The following is an 8,722-nucleotide window of genomic DNA, read 5'->3' on the forward strand; positions in this document are numbered from 1 at the left end:
GTCCCGACTCGAGCGCTGCCTTGGAAACGAACGTCACCGACGAGTTGGTCCTGGCCTTGCCATAGGCGCCGAACATCGGCCGGTAATGCATCGGCTGCGGCGTCGGGATCGAGGCGTTGGGGTCGCCCATCGGGGCTGCGGCGATCATGCCGCCGATCAGCACCATGTCCGGCTTGACGCCGAAGAAGGCCGGGTTCCACAGCACCAGGTCGGCGCGTTTGCCAACCGCGATCGAGCCGATGTCTTTCGACAGCCCATGCGCGATGGCCGGGTTGATCGTGTATTTGGCGATGTAGCGGCGGACGCGGAAATTGTCGTTGTTGCCGGTCTCCTGCGGCAGCGAGCCGCGCTGGCGTTTCATCTTGTCGGCGGTCTGCCAGGTCCGGATCGCGACTTCGCCGACGCGGCCCATGGCCTGCGAATCCGACGAGATGATCGAGAAGGCGCCGATGTCGTGCAAAATGTCTTCCGCCGCGATGGTCTCCTTGCGGATGCGGCTTTCGGCAAAGGCGATGTCTTCGGGGATCGACGGCGACAGATGATGGCAGACCATCAGCATGTCGAGATGCTCGGCCAGCGTGTTGACCGTGTAGGGCCGCGTCGGATTGGTCGAGGACGGGATGACGTTGGGCAGGCCGCAGACCTTGATGATGTCGGGCGCGTGGCCGCCGCCGGCGCCCTCGGTGTGGAAGGCGTGGATGGTGCGGCCCTTGATGGCGGCGACCGTGTTCTCGACAAAGCCGGATTCGTTCAGTGTGTCGGTGTGGATCATCACCTGCACGTCGTAATCGTCGGCGACCGACAGGCAGCAATCGATGGCCGCCGGCGTCGTGCCCCAGTCCTCGTGCAGCTTCAGCGAGCAGGCGCCGCCCAGCACCATTTCCTCGAGCGCGGCGGGCAGCGAGGCATTGCCCTTGCCCGACAGGCCGATGTTCATCGGAAAGGCGTCGAAGGACTGGATCATGCGGGCCATGTGCCATGGCCCCGGCGTGCAGGTGGTGGCCAGCGTGCCGTGCGCCGGGCCCGTGCCGCCGCCGAGCATGGTGGTGATGCCTGACATCAGCGCTTCCTCGATCTGCTGCGGGCAGATGAAGTGGATATGCGCGTCGAAGCCGCCTGATGTCAGGATCTTGCCTTCGCCGGCGATGATCTCGGTGCCGGGGCCGATGATGATGGTGACGCCATCCTGCGTGTCCGGATTGCCGGCCTTGCCGATGGCCGCGATGCGCCCGTCGCGAAGCCCGACATCGGCCTTGAAGATGCCTGCACTGGCATCGATCACCAGCGCGTTGGTGATCACGGTATCGACGGCGCCTTGCGCCCTGGAAACCTGGCTCTGGCCCATGCCGTCGCGGATCACCTTGCCGCCGCCGAATTTCACCTCTTCGCCATGGATGGTGAGATCCTTCTCGACCTCGATGAACAGTTCGGTGTCGGCAAGCCGTACTCTGTCGCCGACCGTCGGGCCGTACATCTGCGCGTAGGCGGCGCGGGTAATTCTGGCCATCAGCGATTGCTCCCGAAATGCGGTTTGCCGAAATGCGGTTGGATTGAAGCGCGGCTGCACATTGCTGCCATCCTATGGTCACGCAATGACCTGCTGGGCGACACCTTCTGATCCCATTTGGCGGTTGAGGTTAGGGCGTCACCCCAGACCGACCGTTTGCCAATCGATGGAAAGGAAAATCCATGCGCAAAACGATAGTTCTTGCCGCCGCCGCCAGCCTGATGCTGGCGGGCGCCGCCAGTGCCCAGGAGCAACCCGCGCCACAGCCCGCTCCGGCGCCGGCAACGCCTGCTCCAGCCACGCCCCAGGCTCAGCCCGCGGTGCCGACGATCCAGAGCGTCAACATCGTCGACATCACCGAGTTGCCAAAGGACACCCAGACGCAGGTCAACCAGGTGATCGCCCAGCGCGGCGATGACGGCTTGAAGAAACTGCGCAGCTCGATCGACGCCACACCCAAGGTCAAGTCGGCGCTCGAGGCCAAGGGAATGACCTCGGCGCAGGTGGTCGCAGCCAGTATGGAACCCAATGGCGCACTGACCCTGATCACCAAGAAGGCGAGCTGACGCCACGGCATGGCGGGCCGGCATCCGGCCGGCCGGCCGCATCGGGAAAGGAACCTTCGCCGGGCGGGATTCGTTTTGTTCTTTTCGCGCTAACCCGCGCCCCGAAACGATTTCTCTCAGGAGCGAGCGATGGCGATCACTTCTTTCTCGACCAGAATGCAGGCAGTCGCCGCCATGACGTTCCTGGCGGCGGCTGGTGCTGCTGCCGGACTGAAGGCGCAAGGACTGGAAAGCACGGAGACCGTCAATCGCATCGTCGGCTCGCAGGTCAAGCAGGAAGAGGCCAAGGCCAACACTGAGGCCGGCAACGTCAACACGGCGATCGACCGCACGCGTGAAAACATCGGCACGGTGCGCAAGACATCCAAGCTCGACAAGGTCGACATCGTGTTCCTCACCGATGCCGCGCGCAGCGAAGGCGGCCCGCCGCCGGAGATCGAGGCCAAGGTCAAGCAGCATCAGGACGACATTACGGAGCTGCGCAAGGAGATCGAGGCCAACGCGCTGCTGTTCAACGCCATCGAATCGCGGCGCGTGCAGGCGCAGGATGTCCTCGCCGTCGAATTCGACAATCCCGGAAAGATCGTCATCTACGCCGCGGCCAAGCCATCGAACTGAGCTGAGCGCGCCGGAAGATCTCACAGCTTGCCCATCACCTTCTGCTGAAATCCGTAGACCTCGCGCTTGCCGCCGAGCGGCACCAGCGTGACGTCGCGCTCCTGGCCCGGCTCGAAGCGCATGGCCGTGCCCGCGGCAATGTCGAGGCGCATGCCCCTGGCGCGCTCACGGTCGAATTTCAGCCCCTCATTGGTCTCGAAGAAATGGTAGTGGCTGCCGACCTGGATCGGCCGGTCGCCGCTGTTGGCGACTTTCAGGGTGACGGTCTGCAGGCCCTTGTTGAGCTCGATGTCGCCGCCCACCGTGATGATTTCACCGGGGATCATGGTCACCCTCACACGATGCCGAAGGCGAGACCGATGCCGATCGCCGCGCAGGCGGCACCGGCAGCGCGGGCCAGGCCACGAAACCGGATGCCGAGACCGAGACCGGTGGCGATGCCGGTGGCATGCAGCAACAGCGTGGCGGTGGCAAAGCCGGCCATGTATTCAAGCCCGCCGGCATTCTCCGGCACCTCGGTGCCATGCGCGTGGCCGTGGAAAAGTGCGAACAGGCCGATGATGGCGACGCCGGCCGAGACCGGCAGATCGATCGCCAGCGCCACCAGCAGTCCGAGTGTCACGACCGATGCCAGTATGCCCGGTTCGACGAAGGGCAGCGGCATATGCAGCATGCCCAGCGCGCCGCCGACCACCATGACGCCGACAAAGGCAGCCGGCCAGGCAAGAACCGCCTTGCCGCCCTTGAGCGCCGCCCACAGCCCGACCGCGATCATCACCGTCATGTGATCGAGGCCGGAGAGCGGGTGCATGAAGCCGGCCGTGAAGGAGGAGGTGGTGCCCAGGCCGACATGGGCATAGGCCGGCAGGGCGGCGGCCAGCAGCAGGATCGCCGACAGGCAGAGGCGTTTGGCGGATATCATTCTGTTTGCCTTTCGTTTTGCTCGGTCTGGTGTTCACGCCGCCTTGCGGGGGCCGCAGCCTTCGGCCTTGAGTACGCGTTTGCTCGACGCAGGATATTTCTTCAGCATCGCTGCCGGGCGGATCGGCCGCGCCGAAAAACCACCACCGCAATTGGGGCAGATGCCGCCCAACACCTGTTCCACGCATCCGGCGCAAAAGGTGCACTCGAAGGTGCAGATCAGCGCATCCGTCGCCTCGGGCGGCAGGTCCTTGTCGCAGCATTCGCAGTTGGGACGCAGCTCCAGCATCCTGTCCTCCTCAACGGATCGGTTCGTGCACGGTCACCAGCTTGGTGCCGTCGGGAAACGTCGCCTCGACCTGCACGTCATGGATCATCTCGGCGATGCCTTCCATGACTTGCGCGCGGCTGACGACATGAGCGCCGGCTTCCATCAGTTCGGCGACCGGACGGCCGTCGCGGGCGCCTTCGACGACGAAATCGGTGATCAGCGCAATCGCTTCCGGATGGTTGAGCTTGACGCCGCGTTCGAGCCGCTTGCGCGCCACCATCGCCGCCATGGCGATCAGCAGCTTGTCCTTTTCCCTCGGCGTCAGGTTCATGCGTTTCCCTGGATTGGTAGAGGCAGGCCTATAGTGACCATAATTTGGGCAACCCCGCCCTTCCGTTGAGCAATTCGACGAGTGGAACCAGCCGCTGGCGCAGTCGGTAGCCATCCCCGGCGTAGAGCCTCGCAAGAAGCTTGCCAGATTTCTTCACGCACCAGGCGCTGGCGCTGCCCTGGTCGCCGACGATCTCCAGAACCGGATCGAGCAGGGCTTCGGCGCGCGGCGACACCAGAAGCAATGTCGCCACCGCGATCGCGCCGCCGGCAACCGCCGGGCGATCGAGCGTTGCGGCGATATCGGGCCCGATGCGGAAATCCTCGGCATGAACGAGGGCGCCATCCTGACGCACACGCCAGCGGTCATGGAAGTTGCCCTGCGTGGCGCGTTCGCCCATCGCCAGGCGGCCGAAGACGGCGGCTTCCAGCACCAGCGCCTCGGCGCCGACGGCAAGCTCGACGTTGAGCGTACGGGCAAAGGCCGCCCTGTCGAAGACGATGGTTTCCTGCGGCAGCCAGGCGATGCGGCCGTTTTCGCCTACCGACAAATTGACCCGCACTTCGGCATGGTCGGATGCCGCCCGGTAGATCTTCTCGCAGGCCTGCGTGGTGATCGATGCCGAAGCGGCCGCGCCGACATCCACGTCCCAGGCGATACGGTCGCCGCCCGTCATTCCGCCGGCGGTGTTGATCAGCACCGCTTCGAGCGGATCGGCCGAGACGGCCGGCATTCTTATCTTGGCGGCGCCGTCCTGATAGAGGCGCCGCAGGCGCGTGCGGCCCTCGCCAAGCGCGCAGGAAAGCCGCGCCACGCCCGCAACGCGCTGCGTCGAAATCCCGCCATGTTCGCCCATATCCATGCCTGCACGTTAAGCACTCCGGCGGCTTTGTCGATATGGAGTTCGATATAGCTTGTTGCTTGACAACGTTTCGGTTTCTATAGAGGGAACCACCTTGGTACGGTCATGCTGCGCTTGGCGGGGGTATTAAACGACGACGGCGGCTTGATACCAGGAGAAAAAGGGGCGCTGCTCAGTCGGCGTCGGGAAACGCGAGATAGTGGGGAAGGAACCGAATGGCCGACCAGCTGGCAACGGATATCATCGCGAAGATCAAGGCTCATGCCGAGCCGGGCGGCGAAGAAATCACCACCACCACCGAATTGACCTCGCTTGGCATCCATTCGCTCGAGCTGACGGAGATTATCTTCGATCTTGAGGAAGAGTATGGCATCGAGATCGAGATGAACACGGTCGACGCCTGGAGCAATCTGAAGAACGTCGGCGACATGGTCGAAGCTGTGCGCGCGCTGATCGCGAAAAAAGCCTGAACTGAATGCGGCAGCGCGTTGTCATCACCGGCATGGGCGGCATTTGCGGGCTCGGCACCAGCGCGCCCGCGATCTGGAACGAGATGCGCGCCGGCCGCTCGGCCATCGGCCAGATCACAAGTCCCCAACTGCATGATCTGAAGGTCAAGGTCGGCTGCGAAATCAAGACGCTTCCCGATCACGGCATCGACCGCAAGCAGACCGTGTCGATGGACCGCTTCAGCCTGCTGGCGACGATCGCAGCCAGGGAAGCCATGCAGCACGCCGGCCTGGTCTCGACTGAAGCCACCACCTATCGGATGGGCACCGTCGTCGGCGTCGGCGTCTGCGGCTGGGAGGCGATCGAAGAGAGCTATCGCGCCATACTGGTCGAGGGCAAGAACCGCGCTGGCATCTTCACCGTGCCAAAGGTCATGCCAAGCGCGGCCTCTGGCCATGTCAGCATGAATCTGGGCCTGCGCGGCCCGGTCTTCGGCGTCACCTCGGCCTGTTCGTCGTCCAACCACGCCATCGCCTCGGCTGTCGACCAGATCAGACTTGGCCGCGCCGATGTGATGGTCGCCGGCGGCACCGATGCGCCGCTGGTCTGGGGCATCCTGAAGGGCTGGGAAGCACTGCGCGTGCTGGCGCCCGACACCTGCCGGCCATTCTCGGCCGACCGCCAGGGACTGTCACTCGGCGAGGGCGCCGGCATGGCGGTCCTGGAGACGTATGAGCACGCCATGGCGCGCGGCGCCACCATCCTTGCCGAGGTCGCCGGCGCCGGCCTCTCCGCCGACGCCTCCGACATTGTCGCGCCGACCGTCGAAGGGCCGACGGCGGCCATGCGCGCCTGCCTGGCCGATGCCGGCTTCAATCCCGAGGATGTCGACTACCTCAATGCCCATGGCACCGGCACCAAGGCCAACGACCAGATCGAGACGGCAGCGATCAAGCGCGTCTTCGGCGACCATGCCTACAAGCTTTCGGTGTCGTCGACCAAGTCGATGCACGCCCATTGCCTCGGCGCATCGGGTGCGCTGGAGATGATCGCCTGCGTGATGGCGATCCGCGAAGGCATCGTGCCGCCGACGGCCAATTTTCGTGAGGCCGATCCCGATTGCGACCTCGACGTCACGCCGAATGTGCCGCGCGAGCGCAAGGTGCGCGCCGCGATCAGCAACGGCTTCGCGTTCGGCGGCACCAATGCCGTGCTGGCCTTCAAGGCTGCCTGATCTAAGGGGCGGGCGGATCTGCCCCAGGCAGGCCATTCCGTTGACTGTCCGTGCACGATGAAACCCTTCGCCGCCATATTGATCGTGCCGTGCGCCGCGTCTAATCCTTGGCCGACCCGCCAAAACCGCGCCGCTCGGCGCGAATCCTCATCCAGGAGTTTCCATGGCAGACCTGTCCGCCTTTCCGATCGCAACGCGTTGGCCGGCCAAGCATCCGGACCAGCTCCAGCTCTATTCGGCGACAACGCCGAACGGGGTGAAGATATCGATCGCCCTGGAGGAACTCGGCCTTCCTTACGAGCCGCATTGGGTCAACATCGGCCAGAACGAAAGCTGGACACCGGAATTCCTGTCGCTCAATCCCAACGGCAAGATACCGGCGATCATCGATCCCAACGGCCCGGACGGCCAGCCGATCGGCCTGTTCGAATCCGGCGCCATCCTGCTCTACCTTGCTGAAAAGACCGGCCTGCTCATGCCCATTGATGGCGCGCGCCGCTACGAGACCATCCAGTGGGTGTTCTTCCAGATGGCCTCGGTCGGGCCAATGTTCGGCCAGGTCGGCTTCTTCCACAAATTCGCCGGCCGCGAAATCGCCGACAAACGCCCTCTGGAGCGCTATCGCGACGAGTCAAAGCGACTGCTCGGCGTGCTCGACGGCCGGCTGAAGGGGCGCAAGTGGATCATGGGCAATGACTACACCATCGCCGACATCTCGCTGCTCGGTTGGGTGCGCAACCTGATCGGATTCTACGAAGCACGCGAACTCGTCGGCTTTGACGATTTCGCCCATCTGGGAACATGGCTGGAGCGCGGCCTGGCGCGGCCGGCGGTGCAAAAAGGCCTGACCATCCCGGCCAAGGGATAGAAAAACCAGCCTCCGAAGCGCGGCTATTTCGCCTTCGCTTTGGCTTTCGAACCGCCTTTGCCCATGACGGAAGCGGCGAGCGACGCAGCACCTCGGGCGGCGACCATGACCGCGCCGGCAGCGACGTTGGCTGTGGCCTTGGCCGTGCGCATCGCACTGCCGCCCAAGGAGTCGCTGGAACTCGCGGGCTTCTTCGGCTTTGCGGCTTTTGGCGCGGCTTTCGCTGCGGCCGGCACCACTTTCTTCGGCGCTGCCTTGCCGAAAGCCGGCTTGGCGTCCTTCGAACGGCCTGTCATTGCCGGGCCGGCGCCGGTTTTGGATTGGGTCGCCTTGCCCTTGGCGGGCGCAGGCTTTTTTGCCTTGGTTGCCATTGGACCGAATCCCTCTTTTGGCACAATTGTCGTGTCGGGATAACGGCCTGAAAGTCTTAAAGTTCCCCTTGCACAATCCGTCGAATCAAGCGGAAAGGCCGATCACCAGATCGGCGGCACTGCGCCGCGCGAGCACGCGCTCGATGTTGGGCAGGTCGTTGGAAGCGATCCAGGCGCGCGCATCTTCATCGGAGCGGCCATGCTCGTGCCAGCGCTCCATCAGGCGGCGCTCGAGCTCGTTGCGCGGCACGTCGACGAAGATCGAGAAATCGAACAGCGGCGCCAGCCGCGACCACGGCTCTTCGTCGAGCAGCAGGTAATTGCCTTCGACCAGGATGAACTTGGTTTCTGTGGCGACGATCGAGGCTGCGGCGCGCGACAGTTCCATGTTGCGGTCGAAGACCGGAATGGCGATGTCGGGTTCACCGGCACGGATACGCTTCAGCAAGGCCTCAAAACCGGCAAAGTCGAAGGTTTCCGGCGCGCCCTTGCGCGCGCGCAGACCGCGCCGCTCGAGCACGGCGTCGTCATAGTGGAAGCCGTCCATCGGTACGACCTCCGCTGCCCCTTCGGGCAGCAGTTCATGCAGCCTTGCCGACAGCGTCGACTTGCCGGCGCCCGGTGGACCGGCAATGGCGACGATGAAGCGGTTTGCCTTGCCGGCGCGTTTGAAGATGGTGGCGGCGAGATGGGCGATTTCGGACATGAGAGCCTCTCTGGCAG

At 64.4% G+C, this 8,722-nt stretch carries 13 protein-coding genes; 5 read left to right on the top strand and 8 right to left on the bottom strand.

Annotation, left to right across the window (positions count from 1 at the left end; translation table 11 throughout):
• Window positions 1-1,510 (bottom strand): urease subunit alpha (ureC, locus tag ENZ75_RS12110; protein WP_164887790.1); only part of this gene is annotated, 1,510 nt, incomplete at its 3' end.
• A 179-nt stretch (window positions 1,511-1,689) separates the two neighbouring features.
• Between ureC and ENZ75_RS12115 the strand changes: the two genes are divergently transcribed.
• Together ENZ75_RS12115 and ENZ75_RS12120 are read left to right on the top strand one after the other, a co-directional pair.
• A complete protein-coding gene (locus tag ENZ75_RS12115) occupies window positions 1,690-2,073 on the top strand; it encodes a hypothetical protein (RefSeq protein ID WP_063169756.1) in 384 nt (127 codons plus the stop codon).
• A 129-nt stretch (window positions 2,074-2,202) separates the two neighbouring features.
• Window positions 2,203-2,691, top strand: a complete 489-nt coding sequence (locus ENZ75_RS12120; RefSeq protein WP_027161068.1) for a hypothetical protein — start codon at window positions 2,203-2,205, stop codon at window positions 2,689-2,691.
• A gap of 20 nt (window positions 2,692-2,711) precedes the next feature.
• Here ENZ75_RS12120 and ENZ75_RS12125 read toward each other — a convergent pair whose 3' ends face one another.
• Genes ENZ75_RS12125 through ENZ75_RS12145 form a run of 5 tightly spaced genes read right to left on the bottom strand, consistent with a single transcriptional unit; the run spans window position 2,712 to window position 5,070 of the window.
• On the bottom strand, window positions 2,712-3,017 hold the full coding sequence (locus tag ENZ75_RS12125) for an urease subunit beta (RefSeq protein WP_013528398.1): 306 nt from the start codon (window positions 3,015-3,017) through the stop codon (window positions 2,712-2,714).
• A gap of 8 nt (window positions 3,018-3,025) precedes the next feature.
• Window positions 3,026-3,613, bottom strand: a complete 588-nt coding sequence (locus ENZ75_RS12130) for a HupE/UreJ family protein (RefSeq protein ID WP_063169757.1) — start codon at window positions 3,611-3,613, stop codon at window positions 3,026-3,028.
• Between the two features lie 33 nt (window positions 3,614-3,646).
• The gene (locus ENZ75_RS12135; protein WP_027161066.1) at window positions 3,647-3,901 is read right to left on the bottom strand and encodes a DUF1272 domain-containing protein; all 255 of its coding nucleotides are present in this window, start codon (window positions 3,899-3,901) and stop codon (window positions 3,647-3,649) included.
• Between the two features lie 10 nt (window positions 3,902-3,911).
• Entirely contained in the window at window positions 3,912-4,214 is a 303-nt protein-coding gene (locus ENZ75_RS12140; protein ID WP_013528395.1) for an urease subunit gamma, read from the bottom strand.
• A 28-nt stretch (window positions 4,215-4,242) separates the two neighbouring features.
• Complete coding sequence (locus tag ENZ75_RS12145; protein WP_082826622.1) at window positions 4,243-5,070, bottom strand: urease accessory protein UreD; 828 nt, start codon at window positions 5,068-5,070, stop codon at window positions 4,243-4,245.
• 221 nt (window positions 5,071-5,291) lie between these two features.
• On the opposite strand from ENZ75_RS12145, the gene ENZ75_RS12150 reads away from it, so the two are divergent.
• The 3 genes from ENZ75_RS12150 (at window position 5,292) to ENZ75_RS12160 (ending at window position 7,628) form a co-directional block, all read left to right on the top strand.
• Window positions 5,292-5,546: an acyl carrier protein gene (locus ENZ75_RS12150; protein WP_013528393.1), complete on the top strand. Its 255-nt coding sequence runs from the start codon at window positions 5,292-5,294 to the stop codon at window positions 5,544-5,546.
• Between the two features lie 5 nt (window positions 5,547-5,551).
• Entirely contained in the window at window positions 5,552-6,760 is a 1,209-nt protein-coding gene (locus ENZ75_RS12155; RefSeq protein ID WP_063169759.1) for a beta-ketoacyl-[acyl-carrier-protein] synthase family protein, read from the top strand.
• Window positions 6,761-6,923: 163 nt separating this feature from the next.
• Complete coding sequence (locus tag ENZ75_RS12160; RefSeq protein WP_063169760.1) at window positions 6,924-7,628, top strand: glutathione S-transferase N-terminal domain-containing protein; 705 nt, start codon at window positions 6,924-6,926, stop codon at window positions 7,626-7,628.
• A 23-nt stretch (window positions 7,629-7,651) separates the two neighbouring features.
• On the opposite strand, the gene ENZ75_RS12165 is transcribed toward ENZ75_RS12160, so the two are convergent.
• Both ENZ75_RS12165 and ENZ75_RS12170 read right to left on the bottom strand, forming a co-directional pair.
• Window positions 7,652-7,999 carry a hypothetical protein gene (locus ENZ75_RS12165; RefSeq protein ID WP_013528390.1) on the bottom strand — a complete coding sequence of 116 codons (348 nt, stop codon included), beginning with the start codon at window positions 7,997-7,999 and terminating at the stop codon, window positions 7,652-7,654.
• A gap of 85 nt (window positions 8,000-8,084) precedes the next feature.
• Window positions 8,085-8,705, bottom strand: coding sequence for a nucleoside triphosphate hydrolase (locus tag ENZ75_RS12170; RefSeq protein ID WP_063169761.1), 621 nt, complete (start codon window positions 8,703-8,705; stop codon window positions 8,085-8,087).
• Window positions 8,706-8,722 lie beyond the last annotated feature (17 nt).

The sequence above is a fragment of the Mesorhizobium sp. M7A.F.Ca.CA.002.04.1.1 genome, assembly GCF_004022805.1.
Taxonomy (GTDB): Bacteria; Pseudomonadota; Alphaproteobacteria; order Rhizobiales; family Rhizobiaceae; genus Mesorhizobium; species Mesorhizobium ciceri.

Bases quoted from the DNA above. Each gene is read 5' to 3' on its own strand.
- ENZ75_RS12125 (WP_013528398.1), bottom strand. From the start codon at position 3,017: ATGATCCCCGGTGAAATCATCACGGTGGGCGGCGACATCGAGCTCAAC.
- ENZ75_RS12120 (WP_027161068.1), top strand. From the start codon at position 2,203: ATGGCGATCACTTCTTTCTCGACCAGAATGCAGGCAGTCGCCGCCATG.
- ENZ75_RS12135 (WP_027161066.1), bottom strand. From the start codon at position 3,901: ATGCTGGAGCTGCGTCCCAACTGCGAATGCTGCGACAAGGACCTGCCG.
- ENZ75_RS12155 (WP_063169759.1), top strand. From the start codon at position 5,552: ATGCGGCAGCGCGTTGTCATCACCGGCATGGGCGGCATTTGCGGGCTC.
- ENZ75_RS12115 (WP_063169756.1), top strand. From the start codon at position 1,690: ATGCGCAAAACGATAGTTCTTGCCGCCGCCGCCAGCCTGATGCTGGCG.
- ENZ75_RS12140 (WP_013528395.1), bottom strand. From the start codon at position 4,214: ATGAACCTGACGCCGAGGGAAAAGGACAAGCTGCTGATCGCCATGGCG.
- ENZ75_RS12160 (WP_063169760.1), top strand. From the start codon at position 6,924: ATGGCAGACCTGTCCGCCTTTCCGATCGCAACGCGTTGGCCGGCCAAG.
- ENZ75_RS12130 (WP_063169757.1), bottom strand. From the start codon at position 3,613: ATGATATCCGCCAAACGCCTCTGCCTGTCGGCGATCCTGCTGCTGGCC.
- ENZ75_RS12165 (WP_013528390.1), bottom strand. From the start codon at position 7,999: ATGGCAACCAAGGCAAAAAAGCCTGCGCCCGCCAAGGGCAAGGCGACC.
- ENZ75_RS12150 (WP_013528393.1), top strand. From the start codon at position 5,292: ATGGCCGACCAGCTGGCAACGGATATCATCGCGAAGATCAAGGCTCAT.
- ENZ75_RS12170 (WP_063169761.1), bottom strand. From the start codon at position 8,705: ATGTCCGAAATCGCCCATCTCGCCGCCACCATCTTCAAACGCGCCGGC.
- ENZ75_RS12145 (WP_082826622.1), bottom strand. From the start codon at position 5,070: ATGGGCGAACATGGCGGGATTTCGACGCAGCGCGTTGCGGGCGTGGCG.